Genomic DNA, 19,945 nt, shown 5'->3' with positions numbered 1-19,945 from the left:
CAGGTGTATAAGGAGAGCTCGTTATGAGATATGAGAAAAAAATACTGCTCATGCTGATGGCGGCCTGCCTGATTGGAACCAGTGCCTTAGCCTGTGAAGAAGGGTATCGCCGGGCCGTGCGCCTGGATTCTGATGAAGCGCAGCAGATTCACGTTTTTACGCAATACTGGGATACCATTTATCCCAGGGACGGGAACCCCTTAAAGAAATTTGCTGTCACCGACCTAGACGGCGACGGCCTGCTGGAAATCCTGACGCAGGACCAGAAGGGAAAAACCGTTCCCGTCGTCCATGAAGTGAACCCGCAGCGCCAGGGTCTGACCTTGAAGAGCAAGCAATGGTATTACCGGCACATCTTCCAGCATAACATCGCCTGGTTCACCATGCATCCTGAAACGGCAGCCGGCCCCTGGGTAGGCCGTACGGAAATCGTCGAATGGATGCTCCAGGACAGTTATGACATCTATATGGGCCGTAAAGAAGGATTTGGATAAGCCCTGTCGTTCATAAGAAAGGACGTGTTTGCTATAAAATTCAGGACAACCTCGCTTGGAATGAAGCAGAAGAAACTGCTGGTCACGCTGCTCGCAGCCTGCTTTTTCACCACTGGTGCCGCACTGGCTGCTGACTATGGGAACCCGGCCGGACAAGGACGGATTACCATCGGGCTTTGAAGACTTACCGATAATTCAATAGAAATAATACAAAAGGAGGCGTTCCATGACTATGATGACCAAACGGCTTTTTTCGCTAGTGGCGGCAGGCATCGTTTTTGCCGCTTCCCTGGCCGGATGTGGCAGTAACGCACCGGAATCACCGAAAGCAGATGCCGTGAAGATGAAACCTATCCAAACACTCAAACTGGCTGGTAAAGACGTACCGCTCTATGAATTGACGGGAATCGAGCTGCCTCACTTTGTCAAATCCTGTCTGGCCGTGACAGCTGATGCAGTCTATGCTCCGACTCAGGAAAAAGGGGAAAACGATGCTCATCTCTGGAAATTCCCGATGAAGGGCGACAAGCTCTCGGCAGGACAAGAAATCGGTCTGATGAAACTGTCCTGGCTGACGACGAATGGCAAGAACGTCTATTTTTGCCAGGGCAATCATGTCCAGGGCATCTATGACGGTTCGGCTGTCCACCAGGCGGCCTTGAGCAGCAACCGGGAACGTTCCGTCCAGGCTGTCTACGGCAGTGATACGGTCTATTTCGATCGCGAAGGGGCCAGTGCGACGGCCGGCATCACGCGGGGCACGCTCACGAAAGACGGCTTTTCGAATCCCAAACTGCTGCTGGCTACCTTTGGTTATATGGACCAGCGCAAGGCTGCTAAAGACGAAGTCGCTCCCAAGCTGATTGCAGCTGATACAGACGGCTTCTATATGCAGTGGACGGCCCGTAATGGTTCGAACAATGGCACGGGATGGACGAAACCGGTTTATGCTTTTGACCCGGATGGCAAGGAACTGCGTTCCTTTGAAATGAATACGGGCCTGGCTGAAGGGATGCAAAAAGCTTCCGCCAGCGGACCTGCCTTTGTCACCCGTGATTATGTCGGTTTTACGGGACGGGGGCTGTTCCGCATATTTGATAAAAAGACAGGTTCCGCCGTCGGTGATATCATCTATCAGATTGATGACAAAGTGTATACGCCGGATACTATTGCCACAGATGATACGAACCATGTGTATTTTACTCTATACGATAACAAACAAAAGGTACAACATATTTACCGGATAGACTTGTAACAGCAGAGCGGGAGGGACTGGCCAGCGGCCGGTTCCTTTTGCCATATCTACATTATATTGTCGTGACAACTGTCATGTGTACATGGTATAATATTTATAACAAATGGACAGTGCGTTTGCGACGGGCAGGTGAAACGATGATTGGAAAAAAATGGCTGACCGCATGCGGAATTGTTGTATTCTGGCTCATATCAATGATGTGCCAGGCCGTTTCTATCATATATGATAACACCTGGAGAGATGCCTATGGACAGGTCCTGGAACGCACCGTCTTTTCTTTGGATGAGTGTACGGGCCATGATGACTATATCATGGAATTATTTACCGATACCGATGTAACTGCTATGGAAGCATACGATATCCAGGCCACCGTATTACAGAAAAACACCCGTTATTCCTATTATTGGTATCCTCATTATATGGCGACTGTCGTATTAGCCGTCAGTGATGACTGCCCGTATGACATTACAGGCTGGCATAGTCTGCAGACCCTGCCTGTAACGGTCTGCATCCTTTCGTCACAGCCACAATATTCTTTTTCTGTCCAGGCTATGAGTTATGGATTAGGCAGAGATGTTTCCGGCCAGCTGGCCGTGCAGGCACTGAAAAAAATCCATGAGGAGGGCCGGTTCCAGCTGGATACACTCACGGGATTTAATATCATGCAGCCCTACAGAAACCGTCCGGCTGCACAGGTCTATGTTCTCTACGATTACCAGGCGCGGCAATGGCAGCGGCGCGGGGCGCCTATCCATATCGTCGTCCCCGATGAAGGAACGCTGGCATTTCAGAAGGGACTTTTATCGAAGATACCGCTGGTAGTGGATGATGCTAGACTGGCTGATTGTCTGGCTGATGCCGCTTACCGGACGGAACCCATGGAAGGAGCCGTGCAGATATCCGACCAGGAATCCTTTTTTGTTAGTGCTGATTTAATCAGCCATCAGATGCTGTTCCATGTCTTTCATGTGTATGAAAAAAACGTTCTCACCGGTACGAATAACATGTTATGGTATATGGCCGCCCTGTTTGTGACAATCCTCTGGGGCTGCCGCCTGCGCCGCCACGTCATACAGCCCCGCATGAGGAATGCCTATGCTGGTCTTACTCTTGTTCTTTGTGGATGGGTTCTCCTGCGCATGTACAAATTGATGCTGCCGGGATATGCCGTGGATCTAATCCGCTGGAGCTGGTATAGCTATTATCTTTTTTTCGGACTGCTCGTTTCCTTGATCGTATGGATCGGCTATATGGCGTCACAACCGGACTGGCACCCTGAATGCCCGCCATGGCTGCGCCTGTTGTTTTCTTACAATCTGGTATTGGCCGTACTCGTATGTACGAATGATATACATCAATGGGCATTCATCCTGCCGGACATTGCAGGCGATGCCAATTCTTATCATGGTAATGGACCGCTGTATTACCTCCTGGCCGTATCGTATGGTGCCGAGTTTCTGGTCGTTAATTTCTGGCTCTGTTATGCATCGTGGAAGCAGCATGTGCAGCGTTCGTTCCGCCTTATCCTGCCGTTCCTGTGCTGCCTGTTCTACGGAGGATATATCGTCGGCTATCTGATGAAAATCCCCTTCTGCCGTATTTCTGAACTAGTTTTGACGACCGTAGTATGGACGCTTATCTGGCTGGAAGTAGTGATGCGTATCCGGATTATCCCGACCAATGAAGGCTATATCGAATTTTTCCGTCAGTCCCGTCTTGCTATACAGCTTTGTGATGATTCGGGCCGTGTCGCATATGCATCACGGGATATAAATAATCTGCCTCTGGAAGATATGGAAATCCAGACCATGCCCATACGTGGTGGCTGGGTACGCTGGTATCGCGATGTACGACATCTGCGTCAGCAAAAGAGAAATCTCTCCCTCGTTGCGCAGGCACTGGAACGATCGTACCACTTATTACGGAGAGAAGAAGAAATCCAGCGCCAGGTCATTCATCAGGAAGTCAGCCGATGTATCTATGCCGAACTGGAGCAAGTCATCAGCAGCAAGCGGGAGCGTATTGCAGCTTATATGAAAGCACTGCAGTCTATGAAGCCGGGAATCGAAGCTGATGCTATCGTCAGTCATCTGAACGTCATGGTCTGCTATCTGAAAAAGCGGTGCATTCTCTTGCTCCGCGGAAAAGAAAAAGGTATCCTGGAAGTACGGGAATTATCTCTGGCAGTCAGCGAATCCCAGCATTATATGACTGTCGCAGGCCTGCGTGGCATGGCTACGGTCCGCCTTTCCGGGACCATACCGGATCAGACAGCGCTCTTTCTATATGATATGTTTGAAGAAATAGGGGAAGCATCTATTGCTCATCACGAGCCATACTGGATCTGTCATTTTTCTGAAACCGGTCGGGCATGGACGCTTTCGGTAATGTTGGAAGACCGGCCGGAAGAATCAGACTGGCTTCCCAAGGCTCTGGCGGGCGGCACACTGCCAGAGCCGCTTATCTATGACAGGCTCGAATATGGGCGCCGTTTGACTGTTTCTATTGGAAAGGAGTCGTATCATGATTAATATTTACACCCTTTCCAGTACATTCTGCATTATTTGTATGACCGTGGCTATCATCCTCTTCGTTGCCAGCAGCCTGCTGTACTATTTCCTGATGCCACAGCAGGAATTCCGCAATATGGGCCGCAAATACCTCGAGGGAAGCAATCTCATTGTTCTTCTGGCAATTGTGACTATCTTGTATGAAGTTATGACTGATAGGGCAGATGGAATCCTGTATATAGAAGCACTGAATATCTGGCGTTATGGCATCATATTAGTAATTATCATCAGCACATTGTACATGATTCATGATTTCCATGCCGGTGGACAGTATCTGCTCATTGCCTCGTTCTTTCTCCTTCCGGAATTAGACACGTGGCTTCCCTGGTCGCTGTTATTGGCATTGTCATGCATAGCCCTGCGTCTCATCCTGGTTTTTCCGGCGGCATACCGCCAATACCGGAGTCAGCTGACAGCCCGTTCCATCCAGTCAGCCGTCGATTTTCTGGAAGAGGGAGTCTTGTTCAGTCTGGAAAAAGGAGAGCCTGTCCTGGTCAATTACGTCATGTATGATGTCATGGAAAAGTTGTTGGGCACAGTCATCCGCAATGCGAATATTTTCTGGCATCTCCTGTCAAACTGGAACAATACGGAACACGTTACCATGGAGCGTCAGGGGCAGGACCTTCTGTTCCGAAAGAAAAATGGCATGGCATGGCTGCTGCAGCGGCATCATATCCAGTTCAGGAATCAGTCAGGCTGGCAGATCACGGCACTGGATGTGACGAATCTGGACCGGGTGAACCGGGAGTTGGACCAGAAAAACCAGCTTCTGGAACAGCGGAATGAAAAAATGAAATATTTTCTCAATCATCTAGTCGATATACAAACCCAGCGGACGACAGAAGAAATGCGCTATAAGATCCACGATCTCATGGGGCAGCGTATTACCATCCTGCAGCAGCTCCTGAATAATAAAAATACGACCGATTATGCGGCAATCCTGCCACTGGTAGAAAATGTCCTGGCAGATATGCGCCGCGAGACGGCGGATAATCCGGCAGAACGGCTGGACGTACTCATCCGTACCTATTGCAGCCTTGGCATCGACATCACCCTGACCGGTGCTCTGCCGGCGGATACAGAGGATGCGGCTGATCTGGTAAGTATTATCCGGGAATCCCTGACCAATGCCCTGCTTCACGGAAAGGCAAGCCAGGTCTCGATAGAGCTTCCTCTTACGGGAAAACGGATACTGACAATCCGTGATAACGGTATTGGGTGCCTGGGACCCATACAGCCCGGCAATGGACTGCAGGGAATTGAACGAAGAGTCAGAAAAATGGGCGCTGCACTTCATCTGAAAGGAAAACCTCATTTTGTTCTGTCCGTAGAAGGAGAGGATAACTATGATTCGCGTACTCGTCATTGACGATCAAAAAATTCTACTCGAAGGACTGGCAGCCATTTTATCTCAATGTGATGATGTAGAAATTGTTGGAACAATTCCATTCTCGGAAATGGTCGAATCCGCCTGCTCCCTGACAAAGCCGGATGTGATTTTCATGGATATCTGCATGGAGGGGAAAAACAGTGGCATTGAATTGACAAAGCGGTTAAAAGAAAAAAATCCCGGTCAGAAAATCATCATCATGACCGGGTTTCAGGATATTAGTTTTTTGGAAATGTCCCGTGATGCCGGAGCCGACAGTTTCATCTATAAAGAAAGTTCGGCGGCCGCCTTTATCGAGTGCATGAAGCGGACTGTAGCAGGCGAGCAGATATATCCCGATGTACAGGGGAATGTGACGTTCGGTGTCTGTGGTGTAACCCTGACTGAGCGGGAACTGGATATCCTCCGGCTGATCTGCCGTAATCTGTCCTATCAGGAAATTGCCGACGAACTGGGAATCAGCAAGCGGACCGTCAGCTTTCATATCAGCAATATGCTCAGTAAGACCGGTCATAAAAGCATCGTAGGTCTTGCTGTCGAAGCTGCCGATAAAGGATATGCGTCGGCTCCCTAAAAATAAGCTGTCAGACTGGTGCCGATGACATATTCATGGAAAGAAGCCATATAGGTGGTATCGTGACGGTTTTTCAGGGAAAAGCCTTCGACAGCCCAGATAAGTCCCGGTTGGAGAACGTAGTCCAGACGGAGTCCCCAGCCACGGAATCCCATGCGGCGGAAAAATGTCGCATCGGCATCCATCGTGTGGTACAGGATGGTAGAAGCAGGCTGGTCATAATAGCGGATCCATGCTTCGTAGGAGCCTTGTTTTCGTTCATCCAGCTCTCCGTAGATAAGGGAGGCGACAAATCCCGTTTCAGACTGGCTGTACCGGTCCACCTCATGACGTCCCCAAGCGTGGAGCCATTCCAGCCGGGCCGACAAATCCGGCCGTATCTGATAAGATCCGCGCCACAGGAAGATGCGCTGCCGGTCATACCTCGTACCGGCCTGCCCCGGATAGATTCCGTAAGCCGCTAATGATGGAAACGTCGGTGGGAGACTGCTGGCATTGCGGAAATCCAGAAAGGCCGTATCGCTCTGGAAGCGGCCGTTAAGCCTGCTGTGTAGGAGACTCCATCCTATTTTCCGATGTTCATCATCAGGGCCTGTCGTGCGGCCGGCAAAGAGCGTAATGCTGCCGGGAGAAATCCCTTTCTGACCGAGACGGAACCGCAGGCCGTCCACCTTTTTGTCAATAACATTGCCATCGAGCAGATAATAATTGAAACGGCCTGCTTCTACTTTCGTCTGCTCCGTTTCATGTTGGATATACAGTCTGCCCAGATAAAGATGATGGTCTGCGTCATGGTCTTTATCATTCCGGTTATCTTCCAACTGGGTCCGTATGGTTGTATGTTCGTTCAGATGGATGAAAGGAAAAATCCGCAGCCGGCGCGTCGCCATATATATCGTTTCATCATGCCGGCTGCTTTCTCTGTCAGGCTGGGCAGTATGAGCGGAAAACCGTCCTTTCCCCCAAAGCCAACGGTAATCACCGTGCATTTCGACATAGGGATAGGTATTTTTCTGCGTCCTCAGAATTTCTTCGTCTTCTAATGGCTCCGATTGTACATCATCAGGAAAGATTACAGGAAAAGTGGAAAATCCGGCTGCCTGGCTGGAGCCGTAGAACATGGGAATGACTGTCAGGATAAACAGGAGCAACACGCATTTCAGGTTCATGGGGGAGTTCCTTTCATATGCTTTTTCACAATCATATCACAATTAATACACAAAAAGAACAACGGATTCACAATAAAAAATGCATAGTGTACATAGGGATATAATTATTCTGCATATACATAAAAAATATAGAATTAAATTCTAAATTTCTTGACAGGCAGGAGAATATAGTGTATTATTTCGGTATACATTAAAAACTGACGAATCAGGAGGTACCGGATATGAACAGAATAGACTGTATGTGTACAAATTCATAGCGCGGATCTGAAACAACAGAATGCGCGTCATCAAGAGCAGCGGAGGGACTGGCCCGGTGAAGCTGCGGCAACCTGCTGGAAGGTAAGGTGCCAATTCCAGCAGGATTAAACCTGGAAGATGAGACTGGCTAGGGGAGCAGCATCTTTCAGGATGCTGATTTTTTTTTAGGAGGGATACATGAAAAACAGAGGGGGAGCATCGAATCAGGGAAATGCACTGACCTATGCGCTGGATTTAATACAACAGACCTGTTCCGGAGAGATTGCCCTGGTCATCCAGGATTCCCGGCTGATTCAGTTGGAGCGCAATGAACGCATCGTCCTTTGTCAGGGACAAGGAATTTGCCGGAAACCACCGGACCGGAAAGAGATAGAACAACAGATCCGCTCATCACTGGGGAATCTGCAATACGGGAAACTAGTCGTCGTCATCAAAAAACATGAAATTGTCCGTATTGAACGGACGGAGAAAAAGCTGATCAGAAAAGCTGAAGGCTGAATCATCTGGTACGTATGCCATCAAGGCAGGTGTACCGGGTGTATTCAGCTTTTTTTATTGCCAAAGGGGGAAATGTTATGAAAAAAATATCTATTCTGCTTGTTATAATCTGTTTTCTTATTCTGGGATTGGCAGGCTGTGGCGGTACAGGTACGGCAAAAAGCGAAAAAGCCTCTTTCCATGCTTCTAATCCCTATGAGGGTGATTTGTCGGGAGTGACACTGGATATCGGCGCGGCAGGAATCCAAAACGCCCAGGGAGTATTGCAGGCCGCCGGTCTTGATGATACGCCCTATACGGTTCATTTCCACAATCTCCGCGGTGGAAATCTGGTATTGGAAGCCATGGCGGCAGGCCAGCTGGATGCAGGCTGTGGCAGTCAGATACCACCTATCTTTGCTTCACTAAGCAATAATGGCGGGAATTTCAAAATCGTCGCTATACGAAAAGGATCAACTTTGGACCAGGAACTGATTACGGGCCCAAAAAGCAAAGCATCTATCCATACGGTCGCCGACCTGAAAGGGAAAAAAGTAGCCTATGTCAAATCTACGACAGCCCAGTATTTCCTGTTTAAAATGCTGGAAGAAGCCGGCCTTTCCTGGAATGATATCGAAGCACTGCCTATGTCTACATCAGACGGTCTGTCGGCCGTACTCACTGGTGATGTCGATGCCTATGCCGGATATGGAAATAGTATTATTCAGGCCAAAAATAAAGGCGCCGTTACGCTGGCTTCAGCAGAAAGCATTCTTTCCGGCGACTATTATTGGTATGCTGCTTCCACTGCCCTGGCGGATCCCAAGAAAAAAGCGGCTCTCATCGATTATCTGGAACGAATCAATGAAGCCGATGAATGGATACGTCAGCATCCGAAGGAATGGGCGGCTTTTTATGCCAAAGAAACGAATCAGAAGGCTGATGAATATCAAAAACAATTTGAAGAACAGGAAGCACAGCGCAAAGGGAGAATAGCACCTCTTGATGAAAAAACAATTCAATCTGAACAAGATATTATCAATTCCTTTATAAAAATGGGTCTGTTGAACCAGCCTGTTGAAGCCGCCGGTTTATTTGATGGCTCACTGACGGAAGCTATTTCAAAATTTCATGTGTATGAATAAAGGAGGTATGCCATATGGCAGTAAGAACAGTCCAGGAAGTAGTACTGAAAAGGCAAGCATACGAAAATAACAAAAAAAGTATGAATACCATAAAAGTCCGAAACTGGTTGAAAACCTTTATTCCCCGGACCCTGTCATATACTTATACGATGGGGCTGGGCAGATTCTGTAAATATGTCTACAGGCGGGCCATTTGATGAAAATCTGGAAGAAAAAATGGAAATTCTGGTATAGCTGCTTCAATTGTATTTCGTCCGCTGGTATTATCGTGGACTGGAGCATGCCGCGCAACATCCCTGATGAAGTAAAGGGCCTGTAGGAAAAAAGGCTCAAGTATGGACAAATTCAGAAAAAGTGTCTATACTTATAGTTAATAAGCTAACTAATTATAAAGGGATGACAGTGATGAAAATTGAAGCGTTTCCGACACGGGAAGAACTGGAACAACATGCCAGCCTGATTCCGGAAATCAATCCTCCGGCAGTACTGGCCATGTTGCGCATCATGCAGGCTGCCGAAGAAATACGTTGTGATATCAATGACGTCCTGGAAAAAAAATATCAACTCAGCGAAGGTAAACTGCGGGTCCTCATCGTCCTGCACCAGCATCCGGAAGGCATTGCACCGAGTTACCTGGCAGAAAAGACAGGAGTGACCAAAGCGACAATCAGCGTCATGTCACAGCGACTAGTACGGGATGGATTAGTAGAAGCCCGGTCGAGCCAGGAAGACCGGCGGGCAAAGAAACTGTTGCTGACACCGGCCGGGAAGGCCTATACGGAAAAAGTACTGCCCGGTCATTATCTGCGCATTACGAAACTCATGGGACGACTCACGGAACAGGAACAAAATGAACTCATCGGACTGCTGAAGAAACTGACAGGATAAGTCTGACTGACAGTCCCTGTGTGATATTAGATATAATTAGTTAGCTAGCTAAATATATAGATGGAAGGACTGTTTAGTATGGACGGACAAAATATGATATGGCGCAGAAAAGCGATGCATATGGGGATATTCTTTATCATCGTCCTCATTGCCGGTGGAATTCTGCTGCTGTATAAGGGAAATGATGCCGTCGCGCAGGGCATTATTAAAAAAGATGGTATCGTCACGGCAGAGCAGGTAAAAGTATCCTTTCAATCAGTCAGTGGCAAACTGATCCGGGAAGCCGTGCAGGAATCGCAGGAAGTAAAAGCCGGCGACATCCTGATGGAACTGGACAGTACCGATGTAGACCTCGATATTGCTAAAACCCAGGCCCAGATTGCCCAGCTCGATGCACAGATACAATCGATGGAAGGTTCTATACAGATTGGCTTTGCCCAGACCAATACGACAGAACAGGAAAGCCGGCGCCAGATAGATCAGCAGCGTGCAGCTATCGATTCGGCCGCTGCCACACTGGTCAATGCCCAGAGGGATTACGACCGTAAAATGGCCCTGTACAGTCAGGGAGCCATCGCAAAATCCGATATGGACGACTCAGAAGCGGCTCTTTCTGTAGCCCAGGCCGCTATGAACCAGCAGCAGGAAGGCCTGGCTAAATTACTGGGTGGAGCCATGGATACGGGTAATACGAACACCATGGTACTGCCACAAATTGAAGAACAGCGCCAGACTGTAGCCAACAAGGGACATGACAGAGAATCCCTGGTCCAGCAGCGCAACCAGCTCCGTGTACAACTGCAGCAGCTGGAAGTACAAAAAGACCGCCTGATTCTGAGAGCGCCGGAAGATGGTAAAATACTGAAACTGCTGGCCAAGAAAGGAGAAATGATTCAGGCTGACACGCCGGTCATCCTCCTGGAAAGCAAACGGAAATATTATGATATCTATGTCAGTGAAAAACAGGCTGTCCGCCTTCACGAAGGGCAGAATCTGTCCGGTACGGCCATAACGGATGGCCATCGCGTAGGTGGTACGATACGGTTTATCACGCAGGCACCGGGCTTTGCCGACCTGAAGGGTACGAGAGAAAAAGGGCAGGCTGACCTTACGGCTTTCCAAATCCGCGTCTACACCAATCCGGAAGAAAAAGTCCTGCCGGGTCAGACAATCGAGGTGACCGATCATGAACTCTCTGAAACGTGAGCTGGCTTTTCTATTTTCCGGTATGGGCATGCCTTATGAAAAAGTGGCGATGATCGTAGCGGTGGTCTGCGCCGTATTATTTACAGTGCTCCTGGGGAATAACTATATACAGGATGCCCCGGTCGCCGTCATCGATCTGGATAACTCCAAATACAGCCATCAGGTCATCGACGAGATGGATGCCTCCCCGTATATCCGCATCGATACGGTCCTTCATACAGCAGTCAATCCGAAATCGCTTTTTTATCGGGACCGGTTTGCTGCCGTCGTCTATTTCCCAAAAGATCTGGAAAAGAACCGCTACAGTGATGCTGCCGGAACCATTGGTGTATTTTATGACAATACGAGCATTGCCCAGAACGCAGATATCATAGAAGGTCTCAATGCTATCGTAGCGGTAGAAAATGAAAAACTGGCGGCTCCCACAACATCCCGGGCAGAACGGGGCATTACCCTGCGAGACCGGCTCCTGTTCAATCCACAGGGTTCCGCAGCCAACAATGGGGAAGTCCAGGGATTCCTCTTTTTCTTTTCTTCCATGTTTTTTACCTTTGCTACCATCGGTATGATACCCAGGCTGCGCATGACCGGGGAACTAGCCCGTACACAGCAGGAGGGAACGCCGTTTGCCATACTCGTCCGTCTCATCCCGTATTGTATCTGCCTCATGACGGCCCTTACCGTCGGCATGGTCATCCTTCATTTCCTGAATGACATGGCTTTCACAGGCAGCCTGCTCCTGTTTTTCCTGACCCAGTGCTTCTATATCCCGGCCGTCGGAATGATGAGTCTGCTCTTTGGATGGAATGCCGCCAATCCCGGCGTAGCTGCCAGCCGCATGATACTCTTTATACCTATGGGATTTATTCTTGGCGGTGCCACCAGCCCGATTATGCAACAAAGTCTGTGGGTACGCTACTTTGCTCATTTCTTTCCCCTGACCTGGGAGTATGAATTTACGAGAGACATTACAATCCGCGGTGCCGGATTCTGGGATATTGCCCCGGAATTTGGAGGATTCCTGATTTATTTCGCCTGCATCCTCATCGTCTTCTGCCTGGTCTTTTACGGAACGAAACAGAAGAAATTGGCACATCAGAAGGAGGAATTGTTATGAACGAAGAATTACAGCATATACTGGTACCGGTCGATGGATCCGAACCATCGAGGCGGGCTCTGGAAAAAGCCGTCTATCTGGCACAAAAATGCAGCAGCAGCCTGACACTGCTGACCGTAGTAGATATGAATAAAGAAATCAATTCTTTTGAACAAGTCAGCACTGGCGGATATATACCGGGAGAACTGAAAGAAAAAGGATACAAACTGCTTTTGAAACTTATGCCTCTCATTCCCGATACTATCCATGCCGAAGCCGTCGTCCAGATAGGAGACCCGGCACAAAACATCGTAACATACAGTGAAGAACACCCGGTGGACCTCATCATCATTGGCAACCGGGGCCTGTCAGGCCTGAAAAAAATACTTCTTGGCAGCGTCAGCAACTACGTCCTCCTGCGCAGCCACGTACCGATCCTGATCATGAAATAACTATAAGTCCGCACAGTGCATTGTATATCGCCTTGCGGACTTTTCTGTGTTTACGAAGTACTAGAGCAGGTCTGATGGTACCATAACTATTCAAAAAAACATATTGTTTCCTCGTGCTGACAAACTATGACGGGTATGTTAAAATGAAACAAGCTACAAACTAGGAGGATTTTGGGAATGAACGGACATAGTGACGTCATGAAAACATCCATTTCTATAAAAAATAAATACAGCACTATCGTGCTGCCTCTGTTGTGGATCGTAATCGATTATCTAGCTGTCCTGCTGGCAGAACAGCTGTCTTTTTTCCTGCGTAATGCGCTCATTACCAATTCGGCCCTGCATATTTCCTGGCTCAGTTTTCACGTAATTGGGCCAGCTATTTTTATCCTTTTTATGCAGGTCCAGTCTCTGTATACACGACGCATGCAGTTCTGGCGCATCATTTCCCGTATTTTCAAAGCCAATCTGTATGCCGTCGTGATGATGATATTTCTCATGTATGTCCTGGAAACGGCATCTCATACATCGAGGTTATTCATCGGATTTATCTGGATATTTGCCTTCTTCTTTCTTGTATTATTCCGCTTTGTCAGCCGCAAACTATTGAACCGTCTCCATATGCTGCAGCTTCCGGTCCTCATCATGGGGGCAGGAAAGACGGCTGCTATTGTGCTGAAATATTTCAAGGACGATTCCGGTCTTGCCTATGATTTCATCGGTTTCCTGGAAGATCATAAACCAGAACCGGAAGTCGCCAGACTCATGCCACATCTGGGGACCTTTGCCGATGCCGAAGCCGTCATCGACCAGACAGGCGTCCAGCACGTCCTGGTCATCGCGCCGGGGCTCAGCAATGATAAAGTACAGGATATCATATACCGGTTGCAGCCCAAAGTAAAAAATATCGCCTTTATTCCTGATATGGGCACCATGCCACTGGCCACCCTCGATATGGAAACCCTCATTGATGGACATATCGTAGCTTTTCAAATTCGTAATAACATGGGCCGGCGATACAACCGTATCATCAAGCGCTTGTTCGATATAGTCTGTACCTGCATCGGCATTATCTGTCTGAGTCCCGTATTCCTGGCTATTTCCCTGTGGATATACAAAAACTCGCCTGGCCCTGTCATATTCAAGCACCGCCGCGTCGGCCGTCATGGAAAAGAATTCAACTGCTATAAATTCCGCAGCATGTGCGTCGATGCCGATATCAGGCTCAAAGAACTTCTGGCCAAGGACCCGGAAGCCCGTAAAGAATGGGAGAAAGAATTCAAACTCAAAGATGACCCGCGGATTACCCGCAGCGGTGCATTCCTGCGCAAAACCAGCCTGGACGAACTGCCCCAATTATTCAACGTCCTAAAAGGAGAAATGAGCCTCGTCGGCCCACGCCCCATCATACAGGCCGAAGTTCCTAAATACGGTAAATACATCGAAGACTTCTATATGGTCCGCCCCGGCGTCACCGGCATGTGGCAGACCAGCGGCCGCAGTGACACTACCTACGACGAACGGGTCCAGATGGACACCTGGTACGTCCGCAACTGGAATGTCTGGTTCGACATCGTACTCATCTGGCGTACCATAGGAGTCGTACTAAAGCACAAGGGTGCATATTAAATCGGGATTCGCCCTGCTAAATGTCGTCACCGTGAGGGGCCTTTTTGGCCCAGCAGGTATCGACCAAAGGAAGATGCAGGCTGGTTGCCAAAACGGACAGCAGAGATGAAACTGGAGCAATAGGCCAACTTAGTCAGAGCATCGCATTTGAAGAAGCATCGCGATGCATAAATGATGAAGTCGTCTTGCATCGTTAGAAGCCGTCCCTGCGAAGGGAAGGTGCCCGTTAGGGCGGAAGGGTTCTTTCTCGCGAACAGAGTCCATATCATGAGTCCATTTACAACCCCATAATCTACCATTGAAAGGATAAGACACATTGTCAATTAAAATCATTATAGCTGCACATAAACCATACTGGATGCCATCAGATCCGGTGTATCTTCCAGTCCATGTAGGAGCAGAAGGAAAAAAGGACATAGGCTATACACCGGATAATACGGGCGAGAATATCAGTATTAAAAATCCTAATTTCTGTGAACTCACTGGTCTTTACTGGGCTTGGAAAAATCTGAACGCTGATTATTTTGGACTTGTCCATTATCGTCGTTATTTTACCCGTAAAGAAGTGCACTCCATTGAGAGTAAAAAGAAGCAGATTCTTACTGAAACTGAATGGACTGCATTATTAGCCCAACACCCCGTCGTCGTACCAGATAAACGGAACTATTATATTGAAACCAACCGTTCCCATTATAACCATGCCCATCATTCAGAAGGCCTGGATATAACTGAACAAATCATTAAAGAAGCATATCCGAAATATTTGCCAGCTTTTGAAAAAGTAATGAATCGTACATGGGCTCATATGTTTAACATGTTCGTCATGCGCAACGATTACTTCCAATCCTATATGGAATGGCTTTTTTCGATTCTTTTCGAACTCGAAAAAAGATTAAATATCAGCAGTTGGGATTCCTACGATTCACGGGTCTATGGATTTGTAGCAGAACGGTTACTTGACGTATGGATGGAATATAATAAAATAAATTATGCAGAACAAAACGTCTCATTCATAGAAAAGCAAAACTGGATAAAAAAAGGCGGCTTGTTTTTAAAGCGGAAGTTATTTGGAAGATAAGCACGTTTCTATTCTGCACTATAGTCTTAATTTAAGAACACTATGTTAATATTTTATATACTGACAAATAATATTGAATGTGATAAAATGATGAAGATATATTCATTATTCCTTTAATTTTGGGGCGATACAGATACATGTTTGAGAAACTATATTCTATAAAATTGCCGATGGACATGGCAAGAAAAGAATTATACATAAAAGGCGATTCAGTAGACATACACCCTGAATACATCTGTTTACAGAAAGGGCAGTTTATAGATTTTTCCACATATTTCAATCTGTTTTCTGTCAAGAAATGGAAAACCTACACATCGATTCAATCGATAAAATTGCAATTACGTATATCTGGAAAATATAAGGTGATAGTATACAATGTCTCTCCAATTGATAAAACGATTCTTTTTACCGATACGTGTCAGAATGATTTAGAGAAAATCATTTCTCTTTCTGACTGTAGCGGTAATTTTCTTATCTTTGCGATTCAGGCATTAGAAGATGACGTAAAAGTTTGGAATGGTGCATATTGGGGAGAGTTTGAAGATACGCAAAATGTAGATATAGGAATCATTATCTGTACGTTTAAAAGAGAAGAATATGTCAAACGAAACCTAACAATTCTCCAGCGTCTGATGCAAGAGAACCCACATTTCCACGTCATGGTTATTGATAATGGACAGACATTACCAGAGATATGCAATGAACAATTGCAAGTCATCCACAATCGTAATTATGGTGGTTCCGGTGGATTTACCCGTGGTTTGATTGAACAAGTGAACCAGGGTACAAATAATTATGTCCTGATGATGGATGATGACATTCTTATTGAAACATCGTCCCTGGAACGGGTATATGCTTTATGCCAACATATTAAAAATCAATATGCACAGCAAATGATTGCCGGATCCATGATAAGTATGGATGAGCCGACTATCCAATATGAAAATACAGCCTATTGGGGGAAAATACGGTTACATGCTTTAGGAAAAAAATTTGATTTAACAAGAATGGCGTATTTACTTCAGAATGATACAATACCTGAAGTTATCAATAAATATGCTGCATGGTGGTTCTGCTGTATCCCTATAGCTGTTGTTAAGAAAAATGGGTATCCTTTGCCTGCTTTCATTAAAAGTGATGATATGGAATACGGCATTCGCAATCGTCAGGATATTATAACAATGAATGGTATCGGAGTATGGCATGAAACTTTTAATAAAAAGGAAAATGCAGTTGTTAATTACTTCAATGATCGGAACATGCTTATATTAAATCATTATGCATTTCATTGTGGGCGATGGAGTTTTTTGGGTACGGCATTAGGCCGACTCGGAAAACATATATTGCGCCGAAATAAACTAGGAGTGCAGATGTTCGCTGTTGCTTTACAAGACTACCAAAGTGGATATGAACACATTACTTCTATAGATGCAGATCAAAAATTAAAGCAAATACAACAATACCATATTGATGAAAATATTTGTTGGACGTTCATAAAAAATTTAATCCTTATTTCCCAAATTTTTTGGCAGTATCGACTTATACATAAGCAATACATAGAATTTCGTTGCAAAAATTTAAAGACTCAACAGTTTTGGGAGAACTACTTGCATTTGTAATAAAGGAGCGTTTATGAATTATATTGTACAGAATATCATTTTTTCTAATCGTAAAGTTTGTGATGAAGAACAGATGTATTTCCGCAAACATGGGCATGTTGTGCAAGAAAATGATAGTTTGAATTTGGATAAATATGCTAGTTGTGATTTCTCTACGTATTTTAATTCTTTTTCTTTAAATAAGTGGCTGGAATATACCAAATTATCTAATTTAACATTGACTCTTTCTCTTCAAGGAACATTTATCGTTGAATTATATTCTGCTTCTTGGTTTCATGAAAAAGCCATTCATGAATGTATTGGCAGATTTACAGTCCAAACTGAACAAAAAAGGGACTATCAATTTCCAGTAGATATTTCTAAAAACGATTCCATTTACTTTACAATACAGGCAATTAATCGGCCTGGAGTTTTATATAATAGCTATTATTCCACCGAAATTGGTGAAGAAGAATTAAATCCAGTAGATATTGATTTAGTCATGTGCACGTTCAAGCGTGAAAAATATGTTGCACGCAATATCAATTTGATTGTAAATCATTTTATCAAATCTGAGAATTATAACGGCTCCAGTCACTTCAAGATTAAAGTTGTGGACAATGGACAAACACTGCCCGTTGAAAAAATGGAAATCCCAGGAATAGTACAGATATTTCCTAATCTCAATGTTGGCGGATCTGGCGGTTTTTGTCGTGGCATGATTGAATCATTGCATGATGATACTTCGACGCATATTTTATTTATGGACGATGATGTATTAGTCCAAGTAGAGGCTTTTGAAAAAACTTATAATTTTTTAACCTTGCTAAAAGATGACTATAAAAATGAATTCCTTGGTGGCGCTATGCTACGGTTGGATCAAAAGAATATACAACATGAAAATCTGGCTGGATTCAAGGGGAATCATTTGATTGGATTGAAACAAAACTTAGATTTGAATAAGTATAAAAATGTTCTATTTAATGAAAAAAAAGAGCCGATTACAAATGCCTATTGTGCTTGGTGGTATTGCTGTATTCCCAAAAGCGTAGCCACATTGGAAAATCTACCATATCCGTTTTTCATTCGCATGGATGATATAGAATATTCTATCAGAAATATTCATCAAGGTATTTCTCTAAATGGGATTGCCGTGTGGCATGAAGCTTTTGATAAAAAATACTCTACTTTGATGGAAAATTATTTTATGTTTCGTAATAACCTTGTGGTCAACTGTATCCATCACACCGGCAATAAAAAAATGGCATTAAAATTCCTTTTACGCCGTTTTGCTCATGATATTTTTCGTTATGATTACAGTGGAGCGGAACTGTTATTGGACGGAGTAGAAAGTTTCCTCAAAGGGCCTGGCTTCTTTAAATCAGTAGATACTGTCAAGGATTTAAAAAAACACAGCATTAAGCAAGTCAAGATGAAAGCGATTGGTGAAATAACAGATATAGATATGTTGTATGAACGGTATTGTGTTGATTTGAATAAATCGAAAGAAAGTCATCTCACTAAATTGATTCGTTTTGCAACTTTGAACGGACACCTGGTTCCTTCATTTTTTTTCCATTCAAATGGATTTGCTGAATATGGGTATGGAAATAATAGTAAAATGTACTTTTTGAAAAAAAATGTCATTGCTTGCGATTCTAATTTTGAGAGTGCTATTGTGCTCTCTATACGAAGAAAAAAGGCATTTCGATTATTCCTTCGTTGGCTCAAAGTGAGCCTTCGACTGAATGCTGACTATAATCGATTGGAAAAAGAATATAAATCAACTTTTTATGATATGACAAGTGAATCGTTTTGGATAAAGTATTTGAAAATATAAAATATTAAAATATATTATAGAGGAATAGCATGATAGAAAATATTATATTAAGATTAAAGAAGAATCAATTTCTATTTGAAGAGCTAGTCAAACGAGATTTTAAGCAAAAATACAAGCGTACTTCTTTAGGAATGGCATGGAGTATTTTATCACCATTAATTACGTTACTAGTTTTGAATATCATTTTTTCTAATTTTTTTGGCCAACGTATCCCACATTATACGATTTATCTATTTTGCGGAAATCTCCTTTTCTCTTACTTTAGCGAATCTACAAATGGTGGCATGAATTCCCTTATGGCAAATGCCGGAATTTTTAGTAAAGTGAATGTGCCTAAATATATTTTTTTATTGTCAAAGAATGTATCATCTTTAATTAATTTCGGTTTAACACTTATTATTTTTTTTGCATTCGTTTTTGCAGAAGGTTTGCCATTTACAGTAAAATTTTTATGCTTGTTATATCCGATTGGCTGTTTAATTATTTTTAATATTGGCATGGGACTAATTTTATCAGCACTTTTCGTTTTTTTTAGAGATATTGGCTATTTATATAGCATTTTAACGATGTTGATGATGTATGCGTCGGCTATTTTTTATAGTGTTGATATTTTGCCTGCACCGTATCAGCCTCTTTTTTTAGGAAATCCGATTTATGTTTATATTAAATATTTTAGGGACATTGTTATTGATAGCCAGATTCCTAGCTTAGAATATCACGCATTATGTGCATTTTATGCTTTGCTTGCCCTAATTATAGGTGGTTTTATCTATAAAAAGTATAACCATAAATTTTTATATTATATTTGAACCTGACTTGGAGA

Annotated in this window: 18 protein-coding genes and 1 riboswitch; of the genes, 17 read left to right on the top strand and 1 reads right to left on the bottom strand. The window is 44.8% G+C overall.

Annotated features, from left to right (window positions below):
* Positions 1-23 precede the first annotated feature (23 nt).
* The 5 genes from B2U90_RS03850 to B2U90_RS03830 all read left to right on the top strand — a co-directional run bounded on the left by B2U90_RS03850 (position 24) and on the right by B2U90_RS03830 (position 6,286).
* Positions 24-494 (top strand): hypothetical protein, encoded by a 471-nt coding sequence (locus B2U90_RS03850; RefSeq protein WP_059077471.1) that lies wholly within the window; start codon positions 24-26, stop codon positions 492-494.
* A 226-nt stretch (positions 495-720) separates the two neighbouring features.
* Positions 721-1,749 carry a hypothetical protein gene (locus tag B2U90_RS03845; protein ID WP_170087400.1) on the top strand — a complete coding sequence of 343 codons (1,029 nt, stop codon included), beginning with the start codon at positions 721-723 and terminating at the stop codon, positions 1,747-1,749.
* A gap of 137 nt (positions 1,750-1,886) precedes the next feature.
* Positions 1,887-4,280, top strand: coding sequence for a hypothetical protein (locus B2U90_RS03840; RefSeq protein ID WP_292017147.1), 2,394 nt, complete (start codon positions 1,887-1,889; stop codon positions 4,278-4,280).
* Entirely contained in the window at positions 4,273-5,691 is a 1,419-nt protein-coding gene (locus B2U90_RS03835) for a histidine kinase (protein WP_292017146.1), read from the top strand. The genes B2U90_RS03840 and B2U90_RS03835 overlap by 8 nt, the downstream gene beginning before the upstream one ends.
* Positions 5,669-6,286: a response regulator gene (locus B2U90_RS03830; RefSeq protein WP_059077475.1), complete on the top strand. Its 618-nt coding sequence runs from the start codon at positions 5,669-5,671 to the stop codon at positions 6,284-6,286. Before B2U90_RS03835 ends, B2U90_RS03830 begins: the two co-directional genes overlap by 23 nt.
* Here B2U90_RS03830 and B2U90_RS03825 read toward each other — a convergent pair.
* Positions 6,283-7,455 carry a hypothetical protein gene (locus B2U90_RS03825; protein WP_292017145.1) on the bottom strand — a complete coding sequence of 391 codons (1,173 nt, stop codon included), beginning with the start codon at positions 7,453-7,455 and terminating at the stop codon, positions 6,283-6,285. The two genes, B2U90_RS03830 and B2U90_RS03825, sit on opposite strands and share 4 nt — an antisense overlap.
* Positions 7,456-7,736: 281 nt before the next feature.
* A riboswitch (SAM riboswitch) is annotated at positions 7,737-7,837 on the top strand.
* A 53-nt stretch (positions 7,838-7,890) separates the two neighbouring features.
* Here B2U90_RS03825 and B2U90_RS03820 point away from each other — a divergent pair.
* The 12 genes from B2U90_RS03820 (at position 7,891) to B2U90_RS03765 (ending at position 19,931) form a co-directional block, all read left to right on the top strand.
* A complete protein-coding gene (locus B2U90_RS03820) occupies positions 7,891-8,211 on the top strand; it encodes a DUF2292 domain-containing protein (RefSeq protein ID WP_292017144.1) in 321 nt (106 codons plus the stop codon).
* A 77-nt stretch (positions 8,212-8,288) separates the two neighbouring features.
* Entirely contained in the window at positions 8,289-9,335 is a 1,047-nt protein-coding gene (locus tag B2U90_RS03815; protein ID WP_292017143.1) for an ABC transporter substrate-binding protein, read from the top strand.
* 196 nt (positions 9,336-9,531) lie between these two features.
* Complete coding sequence (locus tag B2U90_RS03810) at positions 9,532-9,654, top strand: hypothetical protein (protein ID WP_292017142.1); 123 nt, start codon at positions 9,532-9,534, stop codon at positions 9,652-9,654.
* An 86-nt stretch (positions 9,655-9,740) separates the two neighbouring features.
* Positions 9,741-10,223 (top strand): MarR family winged helix-turn-helix transcriptional regulator, encoded by a 483-nt coding sequence (locus tag B2U90_RS03805; protein WP_059077481.1) that lies wholly within the window; start codon positions 9,741-9,743, stop codon positions 10,221-10,223.
* 78 nt (positions 10,224-10,301) lie between these two features.
* Positions 10,302-11,429 (top strand): HlyD family secretion protein, encoded by a 1,128-nt coding sequence (locus B2U90_RS03800; protein ID WP_292017141.1) that lies wholly within the window; start codon positions 10,302-10,304, stop codon positions 11,427-11,429.
* Positions 11,410-12,546, top strand: a complete 1,137-nt coding sequence (locus B2U90_RS03795; protein ID WP_170087391.1) for an ABC transporter permease — start codon at positions 11,410-11,412, stop codon at positions 12,544-12,546. The genes B2U90_RS03800 and B2U90_RS03795 overlap by 20 nt, the downstream gene beginning before the upstream one ends.
* Positions 12,543-12,977 carry a universal stress protein gene (locus B2U90_RS03790; protein ID WP_292017140.1) on the top strand — a complete coding sequence of 145 codons (435 nt, stop codon included), beginning with the start codon at positions 12,543-12,545 and terminating at the stop codon, positions 12,975-12,977. The genes B2U90_RS03795 and B2U90_RS03790 overlap by 4 nt, the downstream gene beginning before the upstream one ends.
* A 177-nt stretch (positions 12,978-13,154) precedes the next feature.
* On the top strand, positions 13,155-14,606 hold the full coding sequence (wbaP, locus tag B2U90_RS03785; RefSeq protein WP_292017139.1) for an undecaprenyl-phosphate galactose phosphotransferase WbaP: 1,452 nt from the start codon (positions 13,155-13,157) through the stop codon (positions 14,604-14,606).
* 316 nt (positions 14,607-14,922) lie between these two features.
* Complete coding sequence (locus B2U90_RS03780; RefSeq protein ID WP_292017138.1) at positions 14,923-15,684, top strand: DUF4422 domain-containing protein; 762 nt, start codon at positions 14,923-14,925, stop codon at positions 15,682-15,684.
* 137 nt (positions 15,685-15,821) lie between these two features.
* Positions 15,822-17,303: a glycosyltransferase gene (locus B2U90_RS03775; protein WP_292017137.1), complete on the top strand. Its 1,482-nt coding sequence runs from the start codon at positions 15,822-15,824 to the stop codon at positions 17,301-17,303.
* 13 nt (positions 17,304-17,316) lie between these two features.
* Positions 17,317-19,122: a glycosyltransferase gene (locus B2U90_RS03770; RefSeq protein WP_292017136.1), complete on the top strand. Its 1,806-nt coding sequence runs from the start codon at positions 17,317-17,319 to the stop codon at positions 19,120-19,122.
* A 29-nt stretch (positions 19,123-19,151) separates the two neighbouring features.
* Positions 19,152-19,931 carry an ABC transporter permease gene (locus B2U90_RS03765; RefSeq protein WP_292017135.1) on the top strand — a complete coding sequence of 260 codons (780 nt, stop codon included), beginning with the start codon at positions 19,152-19,154 and terminating at the stop codon, positions 19,929-19,931.
* Positions 19,932-19,945: the final 14 nt, after the last annotated feature.

The sequence above is a fragment of the Megasphaera sp. UBA4233 genome, assembly GCF_002395615.1.
Lineage (GTDB): Bacteria > Bacillota > Negativicutes > Veillonellales > Megasphaeraceae > Megasphaera > Megasphaera hexanoica.
This window is presented reverse-complemented; position numbering and strand designations above follow the sequence as displayed.

Coding starts and splice junctions, on each gene's coding strand:
- B2U90_RS03850 (WP_059077471.1), top strand. CDS start 24: ATGAGATATGAGAAAAAAATACTGCTCATGCTGATGGCGGCCTGCCTG.
- B2U90_RS03845 (WP_170087400.1), top strand. CDS start 721: ATGACTATGATGACCAAACGGCTTTTTTCGCTAGTGGCGGCAGGCATC.
- B2U90_RS03840 (WP_292017147.1), top strand. CDS start 1,887: ATGATTGGAAAAAAATGGCTGACCGCATGCGGAATTGTTGTATTCTGG.
- B2U90_RS03835 (WP_292017146.1), top strand. CDS start 4,273: ATGATTAATATTTACACCCTTTCCAGTACATTCTGCATTATTTGTATG.
- B2U90_RS03830 (WP_059077475.1), top strand. CDS start 5,669: ATGATTCGCGTACTCGTCATTGACGATCAAAAAATTCTACTCGAAGGA.
- B2U90_RS03825 (WP_292017145.1), bottom strand. CDS start 7,455: ATGAACCTGAAATGCGTGTTGCTCCTGTTTATCCTGACAGTCATTCCC.
- B2U90_RS03820 (WP_292017144.1), top strand. CDS start 7,891: ATGAAAAACAGAGGGGGAGCATCGAATCAGGGAAATGCACTGACCTAT.
- B2U90_RS03815 (WP_292017143.1), top strand. CDS start 8,289: ATGAAAAAAATATCTATTCTGCTTGTTATAATCTGTTTTCTTATTCTG.
- B2U90_RS03810 (WP_292017142.1), top strand. CDS start 9,532: ATGAAAATCTGGAAGAAAAAATGGAAATTCTGGTATAGCTGCTTCAAT.
- B2U90_RS03805 (WP_059077481.1), top strand. CDS start 9,741: ATGAAAATTGAAGCGTTTCCGACACGGGAAGAACTGGAACAACATGCC.
- B2U90_RS03800 (WP_292017141.1), top strand. CDS start 10,302: ATGGACGGACAAAATATGATATGGCGCAGAAAAGCGATGCATATGGGG.
- B2U90_RS03795 (WP_170087391.1), top strand. CDS start 11,410: ATGAACTCTCTGAAACGTGAGCTGGCTTTTCTATTTTCCGGTATGGGC.
- B2U90_RS03790 (WP_292017140.1), top strand. CDS start 12,543: ATGAACGAAGAATTACAGCATATACTGGTACCGGTCGATGGATCCGAA.
- wbaP (WP_292017139.1), top strand. CDS start 13,155: ATGAACGGACATAGTGACGTCATGAAAACATCCATTTCTATAAAAAAT.
- B2U90_RS03775 (WP_292017137.1), top strand. CDS start 15,822: ATGTTTGAGAAACTATATTCTATAAAATTGCCGATGGACATGGCAAGA.
- B2U90_RS03770 (WP_292017136.1), top strand. CDS start 17,317: ATGAATTATATTGTACAGAATATCATTTTTTCTAATCGTAAAGTTTGT.
- B2U90_RS03765 (WP_292017135.1), top strand. CDS start 19,152: ATGATAGAAAATATTATATTAAGATTAAAGAAGAATCAATTTCTATTT.